A 19,146-nucleotide genomic window follows, 5' to 3' on the forward strand; every position below is an offset into this window, starting at 1 on the left:
ATCACCCGTCGAACCCGGGAACGAACTCACCGGTGGGCAGGGCCAGCAGGTTCGCGGCGTACGCGTCGAACCAGGGGCCGGTACCGATGATGTTGCTGAGGATGGACACATAGGGGCCGAGCGCGGCCAGGGTCTCCTTGAGCCGCTGCTTCTTGGAGACGAGGAAGGAGACCAGGCCGTCGACCTCCTTCAGGGCGGGGCCGATCTGCTTCTCGTTGTCCTTGACCACGCCACGCAGCTCCTTGGCGAGCGAGCGCGCGTTGACGAGCAACGCGTGGACCGCGTCCTTGCGCTTCGTGAGCTCGGTGAAGACCAGGTCGCTGTTCTTCATCAGCTCCACGATGTCGTCGCTGCGGTCGGCGAGGACCTTGCTGACCTCCTTCGAGCTCTCGAAGAGGGTCTGGATCTCGGCGTCGCGCGAGGCGATGCTCTGCGAGAGCCGGGAGATGCCGTCGAAGGACGCCTGGATCTCCGGCGCCGACGCGTCGAGGGTCTCGGCCACGGTGTTCAGCGCCTGGGCGAGCTGGTCGGTGTCGATCTCCTCGGTCGTGGTGGTGAGGTCGCCGAAGACGCCGACGATGTCGTACGCCGCCTGGGTCCGCTCGACCGGGATGGTGCCGCCCTTCGCGAGCTGGCCCTTCCCGGCGGGCTGGAGGTCGAGGTACTTCTCCCCCAGCAGGTTGAGCACCTCGATCGACGCGCTGCTCTCCTTGCCGAAGTCGACGTCGCCCTTGATCTCGAACGTCACCTTCACCCGGTCGTCGGCGAGGGTGACGGCGGTGACCCGGCCGACCCGGATGCCGCCGACCTGGACGATATTGCCCTTGTGGATGCCGCTGGCGTCGCTGAACTCGGCGTAGTAGGTGGTCCCGCGGAAGCCGGGGAACTTGCCGAGGTTGAAGGTGGCGGCGGAGACGACCGCCATCAGCACGAGGGTGATGACGCCGAGGCGGAGGACACGGGCGTCGCGGCGGCGGGTCGCGGGATGGGTCATCGGTCCTGGCACCTCGGCGCGGTGGACTTGAAGGAGAAGTCGGTGATGTAGCTCTGGATCTCCTTGATGATCGGCAGGTCCGCGATCAGTGGCAGCCGGATGCTGGCGGCGACGCCGCAGACGTAGTACTGGTACCAGGAGCCGTAGGTGCCGGTGCGGGTCTGGTCGGTCATCGTCTCGGGCATCCGGTCGAGGAGCTCAGCGAGGTTGGCCCGGTTCTCCTTCTTGTTGAGCAGCTTGGAGAGCTCGCGCAGCGCGGCGATGTCCTCCTTGAGCAGCGGCCGGCCGCTGCGGAGCAGGTCGGCCACGGCCACGGTCAGCTCGGAGATGTTGTCGAGCGAGGAGCCGATCGTGTCGCGGTCCTTCGCGAGGTCGGTCATCCAGTCCTTCAACTCCACGATCAGCGTGCTGAGCTGCTCGTGCCGGTCGTCGACCGTCTTGAGCGTCTGGGTCAGGTTGGTGACGACGTCGCCGATCAGCTGGTCGCGGTCGGCGAGCGCGGTGGTGAGCGAGGCGGTGTGGTCGAGCAGGCTGCGGACGGTCCCGCCCTCGCCCTGCAGCACCTGGACCAGGTTCATGCTCAGCTCGTTGACCTGGTCGGGCGTGAGCGCCGCGAACAGCGGCTTGAAGCCGTCGAAGAGGACGGTCAGGTCCAGCGCCGGCTTGGTGCGGTCGACGGGGATCGTGGCGCCGTCGGCGAGCGGCTCCGACTCCTCGGCACCGGCGCCCTCGAGCAGGGCCAGGTAGCGGTCGCCGACCAGGTTGAGGAAGCGGATCTCGGCCCGCGAGGCGGTCGTCAGCCGCACGCCGGCGTCGACCTTGAAGGTCACCCGGGCCATCGAGCGCCGGTAGTGCTCGACCTTCTTCACCTCGCCCACGTTGACGCCGGCGACCCGGACGTCGTCGCCCTTCTCCAGCATCGTCGCGTTGGTGAAGACCGCCTGGAACTCGTTGCGGTCCCCGAAGCCGACATTGCCCATGATGACGGCGAGCAGGCCGGTCACGAACACGGAGACGATCGTGAACACGCCGAGCTTGATCGCCGCGGCGGCCGTGGTGGCGTTGCGCTGGTTCCGCATGCTCATCCGGCCGCCTTCCCCTCCCGGACCACCGGCCCGTACAGCAGGGAGCCGAGGGCGCCGTACGACGCGGGGTCCTGACCGGTCTCGCCGGCCAGCATCGCGTTGACGACGCGCTGCTCGGCGGTGCTGCCGGCGTACCCGCTGTCGATGGCGGAGGGACGGCCGATGATGCCCTGCAGCGGCAGGGGCGAGAAGCCGCCCTTCTCGTCGATGTCCGAGCCCTGGTTGAGAGGGTTCTTCTTGCCGGGGACGGTGAAGTTCGGCAGGCCGGCGCACCAGGGGCCGTGGCCGACCTCGCCGTACGTCGGCAGGTCGCGCTCGTCGAACGGGCGGAACTGCGGCTGGAAGAACTCGATGTACTGCTTGACCACGTTGCCCTCGAAGGTCTTGGACAGGATCGGCTCGTAGTTGGCCGCGCCGCGGATCAGGCAGGGGAACTCCGGGGAGTACTCGGCGAGCAGGTCGAGCACCGGCGCGGTGACCTGGCCCATCCGGATCAGGTTCTGCTCGTTGTCGCCCAGGAACCGGGTGGCGGTGTCGGCGAGACCGGTGAGGTCGGAGAAGAAGACGTCGAGCTCCTCGGCCTTCTCCGTGACGGTCTTGCTGGTGACCGTCACGTTGTCGAGCACGTCGAGCAGGTCGGGCGCGGCGAGATCGTAGGCGTCGGCGACCTCGGCGAGCGCGACCAGGTCCTTGCGCAGGGTCGGCAGGTGGTCGCTGATCGCGCCGATGTAGTCGCCGAGCTGGTCCATCGTCTCGCCGAGCTGGCTCCCGCGCCCCTCCAGCGCCGTGGCGAGGGCGTGCAGGGTCGCGTTGAGGTCGGCGGGACGCACCGCCCGCAGCAGCGGGAAGAGGTCGGCGAGCACCTGGCTCAGCTCGACATTGGTCTCCACGCGGTCGGACGGGATCACGTCGCCGTCGCGGAGCTGCCCGGTGGCGTCCTCCGGGCGGACCAGGGCGACGAACTTCTGGCCGAACAGCGTGGTCGGCAGGATCCGGACGCCGACATTGGCGGGGATCCGCTTGGCCTGCTCGGGGTCGAGGGCGAGCGTGATCTCGGCCTCCTCGCCGTCCTGGTCGATCTTGTCGACGCGGCCCACCAGCGCGCCGTGGATCCGGACGTCGCCGAACTTCGCGAGCTGGAGGCCGGCGCGGTCGGCCTTGACGGTGACCGTCGTGGTGCTCTCGAAGGTCTTGTTGTAGATCGCGATCGACAGCCAGATCAGCAGGGCGATCGCGGTCAGGAAGCCGACGCCGGCGACGAGGAGCCGGTTGTGCTCCCTGGCGCTGTCGTGATGGATGTTCACCAGCATCGGCGGCTCACCCCGTGATCCTGACGGTGGTCGTCGAGCCCCAGATCGCGAAGCTGAGGAAGAAGTCGGCGACCACGATGGTCACGATGCTGGTCCGGATCGCCTTGCCGACCGCCCGGCCCACGCCCGCGGGCCCGCCCGACGCGGTGTAGCCGTAGTAGCAGTGGATGAGGATCACCGCGACGGCGAGGAAGAGCAGCTTGAAGAACGACCACACCATGTCGATCGGCGGCAGGAACTGCAGGAAGTAGTGGTCGTAGGTGCCACCGGACTGGCCGTAGATGTAGACCACGATCAGCCGCGGCGAGAGGTACGACGCGCACAGGGCCACGATGTAGAGCGGGATCACCGCGACGAACGCCGCCACCATCCGGGTCGTGACCAGGAACGGCAGCGACGGGATGCCCATCACCTCGAGCGCGTCGATCTCCTCCGAGATCCGCATCGCGCCCAGGCGCGCGGTGTAGCCGCAGCCCACGGTCGCGGCCAGCGCGATCGACGACACCAGCGGGGCGACCTCGCGGGTGTTGAAGTAGGCGGAGATGAAGGCGCTGAACTTGGCCACGCCGATCTGGCTCAGCGAGGCGTAGCCCTGGATGCCGACCTCAGTGCCGGCGAAGAACGCCATGAACGCGATCACGCCCACCGAGCCGGCGATCAGGCTCAGCCCGCCGGCGCCGAAGGCCACCTCGGCCAGGGTGTTGCTGATCTCGCGCGGGTAGCGGCGGATCGCGCGCGGCACCCAGGTGAGCGCCTTGACGTAGAACAGCAGCTGGTCGCCGTACCCCTCGAGGGTGCTGCGGCCGGACCGGACGCTGTCGCGGACCATCTCGTTGACGACGGCCATCACAGCCCCACCGGTGGCGCGACCTGGAAGTAGATGGCGGTGATCACGGCGTTGAGGAAGAACAGCGCCATGAAGGCGATGATCACCGACTCGTTGACCGCCCGGCCCACCCCGCTCGGGCCGCCGCCCGCGTTGAGGCCCTTGTAGGCGCCGATGATGGCCGCGAGCCAGCCGAAGATGATCGCCTTGATCATCGCGATGTAGAGGTCGGGCAGCGAGGCGAGGGCGGTGAAGGACGACAGGAAGGCGCCGGCCGAGCCGCCCTGGACGATGACGGTGAAGAAGTAGCCGCCGCCGATGCCGGTGCCGATCACGATGCCGTTGATCATGAATGCCACGAACATGGTCGCGACGACGCGGGGCGCGACGAGGCGCTCGAGCGGGTCGATGCCGAGGACCTCCATGGCATCGATCTCCTCGCGGATCTTGCGGGCCCCGAGGTCGGAGCAGATCGCGGAGCCGGCCGCGCCGGCGATGATCATCGCCGCCGCCATCGGGGCCGCCTCGCGCACGGTCGCGAGCACCGCCGTCGCGCCCGCGAACGACTGGGCACCGAGCTGGCCGGTGAGATTGCCGACCTGCAGCGAGATGACCGCGCCGAACGGGATCGAGACCATGATCGTCGGCACCAGCGTCACGCTGGTGACGAACCAGGCCTGCTCGAGGAACTCGCGGACCTGGAAGGGGCGGGTGAGGATCCGCTTGGTCACCTCGATCACCATCAGCGCGATCTCGCCGGGGCCGCGCACGACCGCCATGGCATTGAACGCCACGCCCCGACTCCTCTCCCGACCTTGCCCGTCCCCGGTCCCGCTCACCGGGACCCGGCGATACTAGAACACGTTCTCGTTGTGACCAAGGCGACATGACGCGCCTCGGACTGTTTTCACCCTCGTGCCGTGTTCAACGGGGTGCGTGTGGCCGGGGTCACGCCCGGCCGAGCAGGTCGCCGTCGCCGACCATGGAGGAGCCGGCCGCCACCTGCTCGCGCGTGGTGAGGGACCGGATCCGGCGGCGGTAGCGCACGATCTGGACGACGCCCAGCGTCCACAGGAGGTACTGGGTGGCCATCGCCCAGCGGAACGCCTCGGGGGTGTACTCCCCCGAGCCCGGCGTCAGCAGGTCGAGGACCGCGCCGACCAGGAGGACGGCCAGCAGCGCCGAGGTGAAGCCGCCGACGTTGACGATCCCGCTGGCGCTCGCGGTGCGGAGGTCCGGGTTGCTGGTGCGGGCCACGTCGAAGCCGATCATCGAGCCCGGCCCGCCGGCACCGACGACCACGATCAGCAGCACGAGCAGCGGCAGCGGGGCGTCGCCGGGCCAGAGCAGCACCAGCGCCCAGACGGTGGCGAGCGCGGTCAGGATGAGCAGCGAGGTCGTCGAGCGGTGCCACGGATGCCGGCCGACCAGCCAGCCCAGGAGCGGGCCGTAGGCCACCGAGGTCGCGACGAGCAGGGAGAGCAGGGCGCTCGCCGTACCCGGGGAGAGATGCTCGGCGGTGACCAGGAACGGGTAGCCCCACAGCAGCGCCATCAGCGAGGTGCTGAACGGCGTCGAGAAGTGCATCCACAGGCCGAGCCGGGTGCCGGGCTGCGCCCAGGACGCGGCCAGGCTGGCGGCGAGCGCCCGCGCCGTCATGGGCACACCGCGCAGGTGGGCCCGCGCCGGCGAGTCGTGGAGCAGCAGCCGCAGGGCGACGAGGGCGGCCACGCCGGCGAGCGCACCGGCGAGATAGGCGCGGGTCCAGCCGAGGTGCCCGAGCGCCCACGTCATCGGGGCCGCCGCGGCCAGCGCGCCGAGCTGTCCGAGATTGCCGGTCAGCTGGCTGATCAGCGGCACCTGGCGGCTCGGGAACCAGGACGTGACCAGTCGCAGCACGCAGATGAAGGTCATCGCGTCGCCCGCCCCGACCAGCACCCGCGCCCCGAGGGCGAGGGCGTACTGGTCGGCGAACGCGAATCCCGCCTGCCCGATGCTGACCACGGCCACCGCGACGGTGAGCACCGTCCGGGAGCCGAGCCGGTCGACCATCAGCCCGACCGGGATCTGCATCGAGGCGTACACGAGGAGCTGCAGCACGGTGAACGACGCGAGCTGGCTCGCCGAGATGTCGAAGCGCTCGGTGGCGGCGAGGCCGGCCACGGCGAGGCTGCTGCGATGGAAGACCGCGAGGGCGTAGACGAGGAGGCCGACGATCCAGACGACGTAGCGACGGTGGGTACTCAGCTCCGCACGCTCACTTCGTCGCCTGCGCTCGCCTGCGCTCGCGCGCTCCCGCGCTCGTCGGGAGCACTTCGGTCTCGTTCCTCGGCCGGCGCTCCCTCCTCACTTGGTCGCCTCCATCATCTGCCGCAGCTCCTTCTTCAGCTCGCCGATCTCGTCGCGCAGCCGGGCGGCCAGCTCGAACTGCAGCTCGGCGGCCGCCGCCTTCATCTGGTCGGTGAGGTCCTGGATCAGCTGGGCCAGGTCGGAGCTCGGCAGGCCCGCCAGCTCGGCGGCGTGCCCGCCGACGTCGGTGGAGCGCAGCTGCGGGGTCGGCGACTTCTGCGGCTTCACGCCGCCGGCGCGGCCCTTCTGGCCGACGTCGGCCCAGGTCTGGAGCAGCTCCTGGGTCGTCTCGTCCTCGCGGGCCAGCATCTCGGTGATGTCGGCGATCTTCTTGCGCAGCGGCTGCGGGTCGATGCCGTGGGCCTCGTTGTAGGCGACCTGCTTGGCCCGGCGGCGGTTGGTCTCCTCGATGGCCGACTCCATCGAGGGGGTGATCTTGTCGGCGTACATGTGCACCTGGCCGGACACATTGCGAGCGGCGCGGCCGATGGTCTGGATCAGCGACTTGTCGGAGCGCAGGAAGCCCTCCTTGTCGGCGTCCAGGATCGAGACCAGCGAGACCTCGGGCAGGTCGAGGCCCTCGCGGAGCAGGTTGATGCCGACGAGCACGTCGTAGAGGCCCAGCCGCAGGTCGCGCAGCAGCTCGATCCGCTTGAGGGTGTCGACCTCGGAGTGGAGGTAGCGGGTGCGGACCCCGGCGTCGAGCAGGTAGTCGGTGAGGTCCTCGGACATCTTCTTGGTCAGCGTGGTGACCAGGACCCGCTCGTCCTTCTCGGCGCGCTGGCGGATCTCGTGGATCAGGTCGTCGATCTGGCCCTTGGTCGGCTTGACCACGACCTCGGGGTCGACCAGCCCGGTCGGGCGGATGATCTGCTCGACCACGTCGCCCTGCACCTTGTCGAGCTCGTAGTCGCCCGGCGTGGCCGAGAGGTAGACGGTCTGCCCGATCCGCTCGAGGAACTCCTCCCAGCGCAGCGGGCGGTTGTCCATCGCGCTCGGGAGGCGGAAGCCGTGCTCCACCAGGTTGCGCTTGCGGGACATGTCGCCCTCGTACATGCCGCCGATCTGCGGGACCGCGACATGGGACTCGTCGACGACGAGGACGAAGTCCTCGGGGAAGTAGTCGAGCAGCGTGTTGGGCGCACTCCCCCGCGACCGGCCGTCCATGTGCATCGAGTAGTTCTCGATGCCCGAGCAGGACCCGACCTGCCGCATCATCTCGATGTCGTACGTCGTGCGCATCCGCAGCCGCTGCGCCTCGAGCATCTTGCCCTGCCGCTCGAAGGTCGCCAGCTGCTCGGCGAGCTCGGCCTCGATGCCGTTGATCGCCCGCTCCATCCGCTCGGGGCCGGCGATGTAGTGGCTGGCAGGGAAGACGTAGAGCTCGGTGTCCTCGGTGAGCACCTCGCCGGTGACCGGGTGCAGCGTCATCAGCCGCTCGATCTCGTCGCCGAAGAACTCGATCCGGACCGCCATCTCCTCGTAGACCGGGAAGATCTCGAGGGTGTCGCCACGGACCCGGAAGGTGCCGCGGGTGAAGGCGAGGTCGTTGCGGGTGTACTGGATCTCGACCAGGCGGCGCAGCACCGAGTCGCGGTCGTGCTCCTCCCCCACGCGCAGCCGGACCATCCGGTCGACGTACTCCTGCGGGGTGCCGAGGCCGTAGATGCACGACACCGTCGAGACCACGATCACGTCGCGGCGGGTGAGCAGGCTGTTGGTCGCCGAGTGGCGCAGCCGCTCCACCTCCTCGTTGATCGAGGAGTCCTTCTCGATGTAGGTGTCGGTCTGCGGGACGTAGGCCTCGGGCTGGTAGTAGTCGTAGTAGGAGACGAAGTACTCGACCGCGTTGTCGGGGAAGAGCTGGCGCAGCTCGTTGGCGAACTGCGCGGCCAGCGTCTTGTTGGGCTGCAGCACCAGCATCGGTCGCTGCACCTGCTCCGCGACCCAGGCGACGGTCGCGGTCTTGCCGGTGCCGGTCGCGCCGAGCAGGACGACGTCCGGCACGTCGTCGTTGAGGCGCTTGGTGATCTCCGCGATGGCGGCCGGCTGGTCGCCCGAGGGCTGGTAGTCGGACTGCACGTGGAAGGGCGCGACGCGACGCTCGAGATCGGTGACCGGACGCATGGTTCCAGCGTACGAGGGAGCGCCGACAGCGCCCGATTCGGCGTCAGCGCGGCCGGTCCGGCTGCACCCGCAGCGCGTGGAGCGCGGTGGCGAGCATGGCGTAGTGGCCGATCAGCATCAGGATCTCGATCCGCTCCCGGTCCTCGAACTGCTCCCCCAGCTCCGCCCACAGGCCGTCGGAGAGGTCCTGGTCGGCGAGCAGCTCGTCGGTGGCGCGCAGCAGCAGCCGCTCGCGGGGGCTGAAGGTGCCCTCGGCGTCCCCCGCCTCGATCGCGGCGAGCTCCGCACGGGTCAGGCCGGCGCGCCGGGCCAGGCGCCGGTGCTGGGTCAGCTCGTACGACGACCCGCGGCGTGCCGCGACCCGGACGATGACCAGCTCCGACTCGCGGCGCGAGAGGCGCCCGCCCGGCATCAGCCGGCCGGCGAAGTGCAGCCAGCCCCAGAACAGCCGGCGGTGCCGGCCCAGGGTCAGGAAGACGGCAGGCGGCTCGGTGCCCTGGACCCGGCCGGCGATGCGGGCGAAGAGCGCGACGAGCGGGCCGACCTCGCGCCAGCCGCCCGGTGCGATCCGGGGGGCCGTGGGCTCGCTCATGCCGCCCGCCGGGCCTGCTCGACGGCGGGCAGCACCCGGTTGGCGCCGTAGTTGAAGATCCGCATCGCGACGGCGTACCCGGGCGGGAAGTAGCGCTGCAGCCAGTGGGCGAGGCGGATGTCGGGCGAGGTGTAGACCCAGTACCGGTTGCGCAGCGCACCCCTCCAGATCGCCGCCGCGGCCTGCTCGGGTGAGACCGCGCGCTTCTGGAAGTGCCGGCGAGCGCGGACGAACGCCTTGCTCTGCTGGTCGATGCCGGCGATCCGGATCGTCTCGACCAGGCCGGTGTCGACGCCGCCGGGGCAGACCAGGCTGACGCCGATCCGGTGCTTGCGCAGGTCGTAGCGCAGGACCTCCGAGACGCCGCGCAGGCCGAACTTGGTCGCGCTGTAGGCCGCGTGCCAGGGCATCGCGATGATGCCGGCGGCCGAGGAGACGTTGACCAGCTGGCCGCCGCGGCCGGCGTCGATCATCGGCGGCACGAACTCCTCGATCACGTGGATCGGACCCATCAGGTTGACGTCGACCAGCCGCTGCCAGTGCTCGGGCTCCAGGCTGCGGACGGTGCCCCAGATCGCGATCCCCGCGACGTTGAGGATCACGTCCATGGCGCCGTGGCGCTCGGTGACGAGGGCGGCGAGGCGGCGTACGTCGGCGTGGTCGGAGACGTCGGCGGCCTCCGCGCTGCCGACCCGGCCGCCCCGGGCCCGGATCGCGGCGGCGACCTCGGCCAGCCGGTCGGCCCGGATGTCGGTCAGGTGCAGCACGGCGCCGCGCTCGGCGGCCTGCTCGGCGACCGCGCGACCGATGCCGCTCGCGGCGCCGGTGACCAGGACCTGCTTGCCGGCCAGGTCGCGGACGGGGGCACGGAACCACATGGGACTTCTCCTCAGCTCGGGAACAGCGACGCCGCGAGGGCGACGAGCGGCGGTCGGAGGCCGGCCAGCCGCTCCGGCTCGCCGACCATGATGTGCGCGGTCGCCATCTGGACCGTGGCGGCCAGCAGGGCCTCGCACGCGAAGCGCTCCCGCGCGTCGCGGGCGCCGAGGGTCCGGGCGAGCTCGGTCGCCGCCTCCTGCTGGACCTCCAGCCTCCGCCGCATGACCTCGGGGCCGGCGGCGTAGACCTCGACCAGGAACAGCCGGGAGCGGTCGGGGTCCTCGGCGAGGGCCGCGAGATAGCGGTCGAGCAGGTCGGCGAGCCGCTCCAGCGGCGGCCCGGCCGCGCCCAGCCCCTCGGCGAAGCCGGCGCGCAGCGCGTCCGTCGCCCACGCGTACGCCGCGATGAAGCACTCCTGCTTGGAGCCGAAGTGCTGGTAGAAGGTCTCCCGGGAGACGCCGGCGCGCCGGACGATCTCGGCCACCGGCGTCGCGGCGTACCCCCGCTCCGCCATCGCCTCGGCCATCGCGTGGAACATCCGCTCCCGCTGGACCGCCGCCACCTCGGCGCGGCTCAGGCCGTGCCGTCCGCGGGGCAGGGTCGTCATGACCGTGAGCGTTCCACGAACAGTGTTGTTCGTCAATCGGCGGCGGGCCTGCAGGTCAGAGCAGCGGGCGCAGCGGGGCGAGCACCAGCTCGGTGAACTTGCGGTGCACGTCGCGCGCCTCCCACTCGCCGCTGGTCAGCTCCAGGCAGTGGGACTGGTCGACCTCGAAGATCGCCTCGAGCTCGGCCGCGAAGCCCTCGTCGATGATCTCGACGTTGATCTCGAAGTTGCCCGAGAGGCTGAGCCGGTCGATGTTGGCGGTGCCGACGGTCGCCCAGGTGCCGTCGACGGTCGCCGTCTTCGCGTGCACCATCGCGTCGCGGTAGCGCAGGATCCGCACCCCGGCGTCGAGCAGCTGGGTGAAGTGGCCGCGCGAGATCCAGTCGGCCACGATGTGGTTGGACTTCAGCGGCAGCAGGAGGCGTACGTCGACGCCGCGGCGCGCGGCCGCCTTGACCGCGTCGATGAAGTCCTCGTCGGGCAGGAAGTAGGCCTGGGTCATCCACACGTTGCGGCTGGCACGGTTGATCGCCTCGATGTACATCGCCCGGATCGGGAACATCCACAGCCGCGGGACGTTGCGCTGCAGCCGCACCCGCGGCTCCCACGTCGACGCGGTCTCCAGCAGCAGCGGCCGCTCGGAGCTGCGCAGCCGGCGCCGGCGGTTGAGGTTCCAGAAGTCCGCGAACGCCCGCTTGAGGTCCCACACGGCCGGGCCGGTGATCCGGACGTGGGTGTCGCGCCACTCCGACTCGTACGCCGAGCCGATGTTGTAGCCGCCCACGAACCCCACGCTCTCGTCGACCACGAGGATCTTGCGGTGGTCGCGCCCGTAGCGGCGCAGGTCGAAGAACCGCCAGCCGGCCGCGTAGACCGGGTAGCGCAGCACCTTCACGCTCGGGGGGAACCGCTGGAAGGCCGGTGAGACCACGAGGTTCGCGAACCCGTCGTAGATGCAGTAGACGTCGACCCCGCGCTCGGCGGCGGCGATGAGGGCCTGCTTGAACCGCTCCCCCGTGGCGTCGCCCTTCCAGATGTAGGTCTCGAAGAGGATCTGCCGCTCGGCGCCCTCGATGGCCGCCAGCATGTCGTCGTACAGGTCCCGCCCGAAGGTGTACGTCGTCACCTCTCCGTCGCCGACCGTGACCGTGCGCGGCGGCGTGGTGGGGAACGCCTTGGGCCGCTTGCCGCGACGCCGGTAGGAGTCGACCAGCGACATCGCGATGGCGACCGCGAAGGGCACGCCGACCAGGGTCAGCAGGACCCGCCGCAGCACGGTCCGCAGGCCGGCCAGCGAGTCCCTGTCGTCGTGCGCCACGCGCGTCAATCTAGCGGTCGGACCCCCGCGCTACTGCGCACCCTCGCCGCTGTTGGCGCCGCTGAGGAGCTCCAGCCGGTCGACCAGCCAGGCGCCGCCCTCGAGCCGCAGGGTCATGCTGACGCGCTGCTCCTCGATCTTGACGTCGGTGTTCTCCTCGTCGGTGATCGCCTGGTCGACGAACGCGAGCACCTCGACCTGGTGGTCGTCGACGGCCCGCGCGGCGGCGTCGACGACCTGGCCCTGCGCGGTCACCTTGCCCTCGACGATGGCCTTCTGGAGGTCGCCGACGTTGGGCGCCAGCTTCTCCCGCAGCTCGGCGTTCGCGATCTTGTCGACCCACGCGAAGTCGTGCTCGCCGTCCTTCCACGAGTACGACGTGATCTCGACCAGCACCTCCTTGGCCGCCTCCAGCGCCGCCTTCTCGGCGTCGTCCCGGGCGGTGAGCGCCTGGGCCCGGGATTGGGCGTCCTCGAGGTCGCCGCTGGCGCCGCGCTCCTGGACGACCAGCCAGGCCACGGCCGCCAGGCTCGCGACCAGGGCGGCGGCCAGCGCGACGACGAGGGTCCCGGGCTTGACGTCCCTGCTCACCGGGGTCCCCGCGAAGTTGTGCGCTGGAGGAGCGAAGCGGGGGAAGCGTAGAACTTCGTGGGGTGGTTCACCGGACCGGCCCCGGGGCGTGGGCGGCACCGCGCTGGAGCGTGGCGAACGACGCTGCGCAGCGACCGTCCTTCTGCAGCGCCCGGCGCTCGGTCCGCTTCGGGTCGAGGCGGGGGGTGCCGTAGCTGCAGCGCGGGTCCATGTCGGGGATCAGCTCGATCCGCAGCTCACCGTCGCGCACCTTGGACAGCAGCGAGCGGAGTCCCGGCGAGTAGTTCTGCAGCAGCGAGCGCAGGTGGGGCTCGTAGGAGCGGAACACGTCGGTGAAGCTCACGCCGGTCGACAGGAAGCCCGGCAGCACCTGGTTGGCGTCCTCGACCAGCTTGATCAGCTCGTCGACCTGGCCGGGGCCCCGCGCGAGCAGGTCGCGCAGCTCGGGGTCGTAGTTGCGCAGGAACGTCGCGAACTGCTTGGCGGAGGTGGCGAGCCGGCGCAGCGAGTCGGCGTTGTCGGTCGCGATGGACAGCACGCTGCCGGAGTTGCTGATCACCCGGTCCGTCTCGGGCCACACCTCGTCGAGGGTCTGCAGGATCGCGGTGCCCTGGTCGAGGATGTGGCCGAGGTCGGTGCCCGTGCCCTTGAGGCCGGTGCTCAGCTCGCCGAGCACGATCCGCAGCTTCTTGTCGTCGATCTGGCGCAGCACGTTGTTGACCGCGACGACCGTCGAGCTGAGGCTCTTCGGCAGGTCCGTCGACTCCGCGGGCACGACGTCCCCGTCGGCGAGGTAGGGGCCCTCGACCGCCTTCGGCTGGAAGTCGAGGTACTGCTCGCCCACCGGCGACAGGCTGCGCACCCGGGCCAGCGAGTCCTTCGGGATCTCGGTGCCGGTGGTGATCGCGATGGTGGCCTCGACGCCGTCGGCCGACGGCACGATCCGGCGGACCTTGCCGACCTTGATGCCGCGGTAGGTGACCACCGAGCCCTCGAAGAGGCCGCCGGTCTGCGCGAGCTGGACCTTCACCTGCACCGGCCGCGACGTCAGCGGCTGGTCGAGGACGGCCGCGAAGATGTAGGCGGTCGTCACGATCAGCACCACGATGATGCCCGCGAGGCTCAGGTAGAGCCGGTTGCCGAGGATCTTCAGCATCTCAGGCCCCCCGTCCGAACAGGCCGCCGAGGAGGCCGTTGAGTCCCAGCGGGTCGGACGTCGTACCGGTCCCGCCCTGCGGGGTCGCCGCCCCGCCGGCGCCCGTGCCCTTGCTCTGGGCGCCCGCCTTGTTGTTGCCGCCCAGCCCCAGTCCGGGGAGCAGGTTGCCGAGCCCGATCAGGCCGAGCAGGTCGGTGACCAGGCCGTTGACCGCCCCGGTGAGGAGGCCGTCGACGTTGAGGTTGTCGACGTGCAGCTCGAGGGCGATGTTGAGGTAGTCGGTCCCGATCACCGCGTCCGCCGAGCTGGACGCCTGGATCACGGCCTTCAGCGACCGCTCGAAGGTCCCGTTGTTGGCGGCGAACTCCGCCAGCACCGGCTCCAGCTCGCCGAGCACGGTGAGCAGCTGGGCCCGGGTCTTGGTCACGGTGTCGTTGGCGGCGCCGCTGAACTTCTCGACCTCGGCGAGCAGCTCGGTGAACTCGGGGGTCTTCTCCCGCAGCACCTTGGCCGCGGGCCGGATCTCGCGGAGCGCGCGGTTGATGGTCTTCTTGCGTCCGTTCAGGGTCTTCGAGAGCGAGTTCATCGAGGTGAGGACGCCGTCGATCGCCTGGGTGGTCGAGTTGGCCTGGGTCAGGAACACCGACGCCTTGTCGAGCAGCGCGCGGTAGTCCGCCTCGTTGCCGTTGAGCGCGGTGTTCAGCTCCTCGGTGACGGTCTGGAGCTGGTCGAGGCCACCGCCGTTGATCAGCAGGGACGCCTGGGCCAGCGCGTCCTCGACCGAGGGCGCCGTCCGGGTGCTCTCCCGGGCCAGGACGGCCTTGTCGGCCAGCACGGCGCCCGTCGCCGGGTTCGTGACGTCGACGAACAGCTCGCCGAGCGGGGTCGTGTAGCGCAGCCGCGCCTGCGCCCCCTCGCGCACGCCGGCGTCCTTCTTCACCGTCAGCGTCGCGAGGGCGGTGAAGTCGTCGGGCTCGATCGCCTTGACCTTGCCCATGTCGACGCCGTTGACCTTGACCGGCGCGCCGACCGCCAGGTTGAGCGCGTCGTCGAACTGGGCCTGGATCTCGATCGTGTCGCCCGAGACGCCGGTGCCCGGGATCGGGAGGTCGCGCATGGTGGTGCTGCAGGCCGAGAGCACGCCCAGGACGAGGGCGAGCAGGGCGACCAGCGCCGTCTTCATCGCAGTCATGGCTCCCCTCACGATCCCGGCTGCGTGCCGTTGATGATGTTGCACAGCGGCCCGAGCAGGCCCTGGCACACCTGCTGGAGGATGCCGCCCAGCGGGTCCAGGATCAGCGGGTCGATCCGGACCGGGAGCCGGTCGCCCTGGACCATCTGCAGGTTCTGCAGGGCCAGCGGCATCACCCGGAGGATCTCGGCGAGCTGGTCCTGCTTGGTGAGCAGGGTCTTCATCAGCGTGGTCGAGCCGTCGAGGCTGTCCACGATCGACTGCCGGTTGTCGACGGCGAACTTGGCGACCGTGGTGACCGCCTCGTCGAGGGAGCGGAGCGCCTTCTGGAAGTTGCCCCGCTCGTCGGCGAGCAGCTGGGAGGCCCGCGAGACCTGCTGGATGAAGGTGCGCGCGGTGTCCTCGTTGGCCGCGACCGTGGTCAGCAGGACGTCGAGCGAGCGCAGCGTGGCCGCGATGTCCTCGCGGTGGTTGGCGATCCCGTCGACGCCGTTCGCGAGCGAGTGGATGGTCTGGTTGAGCAGCGGGCCCCGGCCCTGCAGGGCCTCGGTGCCGGCGTCGATGAACTTCTGGACCGCCTCGGTCGTCTCGGCGTTGCCGCCGATGCCCGTGGCGAAGTCGTTGAGCGACTCCAGCACCTGGTCGAAGTCGACCGGGGTCTGGGTGCGGTCCAGCGCGATGGTCGCGTCGTCCTGCATCTTCGCGCCCTCCCGGTAGACCGGCGTCAGCTCGACGTACCGGTCGGTCGCGACGGACCGGGCGACGACCACCGCGCCGGCGTCGGCGGGCACGGGCTGGTCGGCGTCGACCTCCATGGTGACCAGGACCTTGTCGCCGTCCGGCTCGATGGAGGTGACGGAGCCGACGGTGACGCCGAGCACGCCCACGTCGTTGCCGACGAACAGGCCCGCGGAGTCGGCGAAGTAGGCCTTCACGGTCATCGTGTCGGAGCCGCCCACGAGGCCGCACCCGGAGGTGAGCAGGACGGCGAGGGCGGCGACCGTCGCGCCCGCGGCGCGCGCCACGCGGCCGCGGCCTCGCCTGGAGTCGAGGGGCCCGGTCATCGCTGGCACGTCCCTTCCAGCTTGCAGGTGGTGTCGTCGGCCGGGATCGCCGGCGGCTTGACGTAGAGCGGGAGGTACGGGCCGCTGCCGGTCGCGTTGGCGACGTACCGGATCGCCGGAGCCATCTGCTCCAGCAGCTTGGTCAGCTGCTTGTCCTGGCTGTTGAGCGTGTCGAGGACGGCGTTGACGTCCTTCAGCGCGGGCTTGAGCTTGCCGTTGGTGGACTTCACGATCGCGGTCAGCGCCTTCGACAGGTCCGTCGTCTCCACGAGCAGCCGGTGGATCGCCTCCCGGCGGGCGGTGATCTCGCCGACGACCAGGTTGGTCTGCTTCATCAGCCCGACGATGTCCTGGCTGCTCGCCGAGAGCTGGTCGGTGACCTTCCGGGTGGACTCGAGCAGGTCGCCGACCTGGTCGGAGCGTTTCGAGACGACCTCCGAGAGCCGGGCGACGCCCTCCAGCGCGGGACCGATCTCCTCCTTGCTCGCGCCGAGCGTCCCGGCCATGGCGGTCAGCGCCTGGGCGAGGAGCTCCGGGTCGAGCTCGTCGAGCGCCTCGGAGCCCTTCTCGATGACGTCCTGCAGGTTGTAGGGCACCGACGTCCGCTCGAGCGGGATCTGCCCGCCGGCGAGGCTCCCGGAGCCGTTCGGGTCGACCTCGAGGTAGTGGGTGCCGAGCAGGGTGGCGACCTTCACGGTCGCCGAGGACCGCTCGCCCAGCGTGATGCCGGAGTCGAGGGCGAAGGTGACCAGGACGTGGTCCTGCTCGATCTCGATGCCGGTGACCTTGCCGGAGATCACGCCGTGCACCTGGACGTCCTCGCCGGTGCGCAGGCCGGCGGTGTGCTCGAGGACGGCGGTGTACTTCTTCGTGCCGAAGTTGCTGACGCTGAGCACGATCACGGCCGCGCCGACCAGGCCGAGGATCACCAGGGTCACGATGCCGACGCGCATCGGGTTGCGCTCGTTCATGGGCTTCATCGGCACGCCGCCGACCAGGGACCGTTGTTGCCGACCGGGTTGATGCCGGTGCCATTGGCCGTCAGTGCGATGGACAACGAGCAGACGTAGACGTTCAGCGCGTTCTCGTACGACGTCGCGCGGCCGAGCGACTCGAAGACGGTCGTGAACGCCGGGATCGCGTCCACCAGGCTCGCCCGGGACCGCTCGAACATGTCCGCGACGGTGACCAGCCGGTCCGTCGTCCTCGTCAGGGGCACCTTGACCTCCTTGAGGAGAGAGCTGGTCGCGCCGACGAGGCGGCTCACGCCGTCGATCGAGGCACCGATGGACTTGCGGTCCTCGGCCAGCCCGGTCATCAGCTTGCGCAGCTCGGCGACCGTCTTGGAGAGCTCGTCGCCCTGGCCCGCGATGTTGTCGAGCACCGGCTTGAGGTTGGTCATCACCTCGCCGATCACGGCGTCGCGGTCGGCGAGGAAGTTGCTGAGCTCGCTGGTCTGGGCGAGGAGCTGCTCGACGGTGCCGCCCTCGCCCTGGAGCACCTTGACCAGGGACGTCGCCAGCTGGTTGACGTCGCCGGGCTGGAGCACCTTGAACAACGGCCGGAAGCCGTTGAGCAGGCCGGTCAGGTCGAAGCCCGGGTCGGTGTGGGTGACGGGGACCGCGGCGCCGTCCGGGAGCGCGGCGCCGCGCTGGGCGCCCTGGACCAGCGAGATGTACCGCTGCCCGAGCAGGTTCTGGTAGCGCATGACCAGCTTGGTCGAGTCGAGCAGCGGCTGGTCCTTCACCAGCTCGAGCTCGATCTCGGCGCCGTCGTCGGTCGCCTTGATGCCCTTGACCTGGCCGACCCGGACGCCGGCGGCCTTGACGTCGTCGCCGACGCGCAGCCCGTTGACGTCGGCGAACTCGGCCGTGAACTCGCGGGTGCCCCCGCTGACGCCGTTCTGCATGGTGTTGACCAGCAGGAGCAGCATCAGGCCGCTGGCCACCGCGAAGGCGACGAACTTGATCGCGATCGAGCGCAGCCCGGTCATCGGCCCTCCCCCCACAGTCGCCCGACGCCGGCCGGGTCGGTGCTGCCGGTGCGGTACGCCGGCCGCTGGGCGCTGGTGTAGTACGGCGGCGGCGAGAGCCGCAGCGTGCCGTCGGTCCGCACGAAGCCGCCGCGCACCGCCTGCGGCAGGTTCGTGCCGAGCAGGATGTTGACCGCGAGCGCATCGGTGATGCCGGCCTTGCGGTTGTCGTGGACCGCGTCGAGCAGGACCGCGGATCCGTTGATGAAGTCCACCAGGTTCTTCTCGTTCTTCTTCAGGAACGCACTCGAGGTCCGCGCCAGGTTGGTCCCGCCGCTGATCAGGGCGGTGAGGGAGGCCTCCTGGGTGACGATGGTGTGGAGCGTGACCAGGACGTCGTCGGTGGCGTCGAGCAGGTCGGGGGCGATCTGGTCGACGAGCCGGGTCGTGGCGGCCAGCGCCTCCAGGTCCGCCCGGACCTGCGGCATCCGCGGGTTGATCCGGTCGAGATAGCCGTTGAGGGTGCGGACCGTGGCGCCGATCTGGCCGCCGCGGCCGTCGAGCGCCTCGGCCGCCGAGCCGATCGCCGAGGCGAGCTCGGCGGGACCGAGCGCCTTGACCAGGCGGTCGATGTCGTCGAGGGCCTGCTGGAGCTCGAGCGTCTCCTGGGTGCCGTCGGCCTGCACCTTCGCGCCCGCCTTCAGCTCGCCCGACGGGCTGCCGTGGACGACCAGGTCGACGAAGGTCGTGCCGAACACGGTCGCGGGCAGGATCCGCGCCACCACGTTGCCGGGGATGACGTCCATGTCGGACTTCGACATCTCCATGTCGACGGTGACGCCGCCGGACGCGGCCCGGCTGATCCGGGACACCTTGCCGACGATGACGCCGTTCATCTTGACGTCGGAGCCGGTACGCAGCGCGCCGCCGGCGTTCGCGACCTCGGCGGTGACGTGCGGCCGGGAGCCGAACGTGCCGTTGCTGCGCAGCGTGATGAAGGCGCCGACGACCGCGAGCGCGACGAGCGCGATCAGGCCGCGGCGGGCCAGCTGGTTGCGGGAGACCTCTCGTGCCATCTCGTCAC

Annotated in this window: 18 protein-coding genes; all 18 read right to left on the reverse strand. The window is 70.4% G+C overall.

From position 1 onward, the window contains the following. Nucleotide 1: 1 nt before the first annotated feature. A complete protein-coding gene (locus tag FIV44_RS00270) occupies nucleotides 2–994 on the reverse strand; it encodes an MCE family protein (RefSeq protein ID WP_141002752.1) in 993 nt (330 codons plus the stop codon). Then, nucleotides 991–2,079 (reverse strand): MCE family protein, encoded by a 1,089-nt coding sequence (locus FIV44_RS00275; protein WP_246086734.1) that lies wholly within the window; start codon nucleotides 2,077–2,079, stop codon nucleotides 991–993. Before FIV44_RS00275 ends, FIV44_RS00270 begins: the two co-directional genes overlap by 4 nt. Next, on the reverse strand, nucleotides 2,076–3,389 hold the full coding sequence (locus tag FIV44_RS00280; RefSeq protein ID WP_141002753.1) for an MCE family protein: 1,314 nt from the start codon (nucleotides 3,387–3,389) through the stop codon (nucleotides 2,076–2,078). Before FIV44_RS00280 ends, FIV44_RS00275 begins: the two co-directional genes overlap by 4 nt. A gap of 7 nt (nucleotides 3,390–3,396) precedes the next feature. Continuing rightward, complete coding sequence (locus FIV44_RS00285; protein WP_141002754.1) at nucleotides 3,397–4,236, reverse strand: MlaE family ABC transporter permease; 840 nt, start codon at nucleotides 4,234–4,236, stop codon at nucleotides 3,397–3,399. Next, nucleotides 4,236–5,009, reverse strand: a complete 774-nt coding sequence (locus FIV44_RS00290; protein WP_246086735.1) for an MlaE family ABC transporter permease — start codon at nucleotides 5,007–5,009, stop codon at nucleotides 4,236–4,238. Before FIV44_RS00290 ends, FIV44_RS00285 begins: the two co-directional genes overlap by 1 nt. 154 nt (nucleotides 5,010–5,163) lie before the next feature. Beyond that, complete coding sequence (locus FIV44_RS00295; RefSeq protein WP_141002755.1) at nucleotides 5,164–6,462, reverse strand: MFS transporter; 1,299 nt, start codon at nucleotides 6,460–6,462, stop codon at nucleotides 5,164–5,166. Nucleotides 6,463–6,561: 99 nt separating this feature from the next. After that, on the reverse strand, nucleotides 6,562–8,691 hold the full coding sequence (gene uvrB, locus FIV44_RS00300) for an excinuclease ABC subunit UvrB (protein WP_141002756.1): 2,130 nt from the start codon (nucleotides 8,689–8,691) through the stop codon (nucleotides 6,562–6,564). Nucleotides 8,692–8,734: 43 nt separating this feature from the next. After that, nucleotides 8,735–9,283, reverse strand: a complete 549-nt coding sequence (locus tag FIV44_RS00305) for a carboxymuconolactone decarboxylase family protein (protein WP_141002757.1) — start codon at nucleotides 9,281–9,283, stop codon at nucleotides 8,735–8,737. After that, complete coding sequence (locus tag FIV44_RS00310; protein ID WP_141002758.1) at nucleotides 9,280–10,161, reverse strand: SDR family oxidoreductase; 882 nt, start codon at nucleotides 10,159–10,161, stop codon at nucleotides 9,280–9,282. Before FIV44_RS00310 ends, FIV44_RS00305 begins: the two co-directional genes overlap by 4 nt. Nucleotides 10,162–10,172: 11 nt before the next feature. Then, nucleotides 10,173–10,769, reverse strand: coding sequence for a TetR/AcrR family transcriptional regulator (locus FIV44_RS00315; RefSeq protein WP_141002759.1), 597 nt, complete (start codon nucleotides 10,767–10,769; stop codon nucleotides 10,173–10,175). Between the two features lie 55 nt (nucleotides 10,770–10,824). Further along, nucleotides 10,825–12,087: a phospholipase D-like domain-containing protein gene (locus FIV44_RS00320; protein ID WP_246086737.1), complete on the reverse strand. Its 1,263-nt coding sequence runs from the start codon at nucleotides 12,085–12,087 to the stop codon at nucleotides 10,825–10,827. 30 nt (nucleotides 12,088–12,117) lie between these two features. After that, nucleotides 12,118–12,678 carry a hypothetical protein gene (locus FIV44_RS00325; RefSeq protein ID WP_141002760.1) on the reverse strand — a complete coding sequence of 187 codons (561 nt, stop codon included), beginning with the start codon at nucleotides 12,676–12,678 and terminating at the stop codon, nucleotides 12,118–12,120. Nucleotides 12,679–12,745: 67 nt separating this feature from the next. Continuing rightward, the gene (locus FIV44_RS00330; RefSeq protein WP_141002761.1) at nucleotides 12,746–13,834 is read right to left on the reverse strand and encodes an MlaD family protein; all 1,089 of its coding nucleotides are present in this window, start codon (nucleotides 13,832–13,834) and stop codon (nucleotides 12,746–12,748) included. A gap of 1 nt (nucleotide 13,835) precedes the next feature. Then, entirely contained in the window at nucleotides 13,836–15,026 is a 1,191-nt protein-coding gene (locus FIV44_RS00335) for an MCE family protein (protein ID WP_141002762.1), read from the reverse strand. 8 nt (nucleotides 15,027–15,034) lie between these two features. Beyond that, the gene (locus FIV44_RS00340; protein ID WP_141002763.1) at nucleotides 15,035–16,090 is read right to left on the reverse strand and encodes an MCE family protein; all 1,056 of its coding nucleotides are present in this window, start codon (nucleotides 16,088–16,090) and stop codon (nucleotides 15,035–15,037) included. Continuing rightward, nucleotides 16,087–17,061: an MCE family protein gene (locus tag FIV44_RS00345; protein ID WP_181410898.1), complete on the reverse strand. Its 975-nt coding sequence runs from the start codon at nucleotides 17,059–17,061 to the stop codon at nucleotides 16,087–16,089. Before FIV44_RS00345 ends, FIV44_RS00340 begins: the two co-directional genes overlap by 4 nt. Nucleotides 17,062–17,066: 5 nt before the next feature. Continuing rightward, nucleotides 17,067–18,083, reverse strand: coding sequence for an MCE family protein (locus tag FIV44_RS00350; protein WP_141002765.1), 1,017 nt, complete (start codon nucleotides 18,081–18,083; stop codon nucleotides 17,067–17,069). Continuing rightward, nucleotides 18,080–19,138, reverse strand: coding sequence for an MCE family protein (locus tag FIV44_RS00355; protein ID WP_141002766.1), 1,059 nt, complete (start codon nucleotides 19,136–19,138; stop codon nucleotides 18,080–18,082). Before FIV44_RS00355 ends, FIV44_RS00350 begins: the two co-directional genes overlap by 4 nt. Between the last annotated feature and the right edge of the window lie 8 nt (nucleotides 19,139–19,146).

Origin of the sequence: Nocardioides humi, from assembly GCF_006494775.1 — a bacterium.
Classification (GTDB): Bacteria; Actinomycetota; Actinomycetes; order Propionibacteriales; family Nocardioidaceae; genus Nocardioides; species Nocardioides humi.

Bases quoted from the DNA above. Each gene is read 5' to 3' on its own strand.
- FIV44_RS00275 (WP_246086734.1), bottom strand. From the start codon at position 2,079: ATGAGCATGCGGAACCAGCGCAACGCCACCACGGCCGCCGCGGCGATC.
- FIV44_RS00345 (WP_181410898.1), bottom strand. From the start codon at position 17,061: ATGAACGAGCGCAACCCGATGCGCGTCGGCATCGTGACCCTGGTGATC.
- FIV44_RS00340 (WP_141002763.1), bottom strand. From the start codon at position 16,090: ATGACCGGGCCCCTCGACTCCAGGCGAGGCCGCGGCCGCGTGGCGCGC.
- FIV44_RS00355 (WP_141002766.1), bottom strand. From the start codon at position 19,138: ATGGCACGAGAGGTCTCCCGCAACCAGCTGGCCCGCCGCGGCCTGATC.
- FIV44_RS00270 (WP_141002752.1), bottom strand. From the start codon at position 994: ATGACCCATCCCGCGACCCGCCGCCGCGACGCCCGTGTCCTCCGCCTC.
- FIV44_RS00310 (WP_141002758.1), bottom strand. From the start codon at position 10,161: ATGTGGTTCCGTGCCCCCGTCCGCGACCTGGCCGGCAAGCAGGTCCTG.
- FIV44_RS00305 (WP_141002757.1), bottom strand. From the start codon at position 9,283: ATGAGCGAGCCCACGGCCCCCCGGATCGCACCGGGCGGCTGGCGCGAG.
- FIV44_RS00315 (WP_141002759.1), bottom strand. From the start codon at position 10,769: ATGACGACCCTGCCCCGCGGACGGCACGGCCTGAGCCGCGCCGAGGTG.
- FIV44_RS00350 (WP_141002765.1), bottom strand. From the start codon at position 18,083: ATGACCGGGCTGCGCTCGATCGCGATCAAGTTCGTCGCCTTCGCGGTG.
- FIV44_RS00330 (WP_141002761.1), bottom strand. From the start codon at position 13,834: ATGCTGAAGATCCTCGGCAACCGGCTCTACCTGAGCCTCGCGGGCATC.
- FIV44_RS00285 (WP_141002754.1), bottom strand. From the start codon at position 4,236: ATGGCCGTCGTCAACGAGATGGTCCGCGACAGCGTCCGGTCCGGCCGC.
- FIV44_RS00335 (WP_141002762.1), bottom strand. From the start codon at position 15,026: ATGACTGCGATGAAGACGGCGCTGGTCGCCCTGCTCGCCCTCGTCCTG.
- uvrB (WP_141002756.1), bottom strand. From the start codon at position 8,691: ATGCGTCCGGTCACCGATCTCGAGCGTCGCGTCGCGCCCTTCCACGTG.
- FIV44_RS00280 (WP_141002753.1), bottom strand. From the start codon at position 3,389: ATGCTGGTGAACATCCATCACGACAGCGCCAGGGAGCACAACCGGCTC.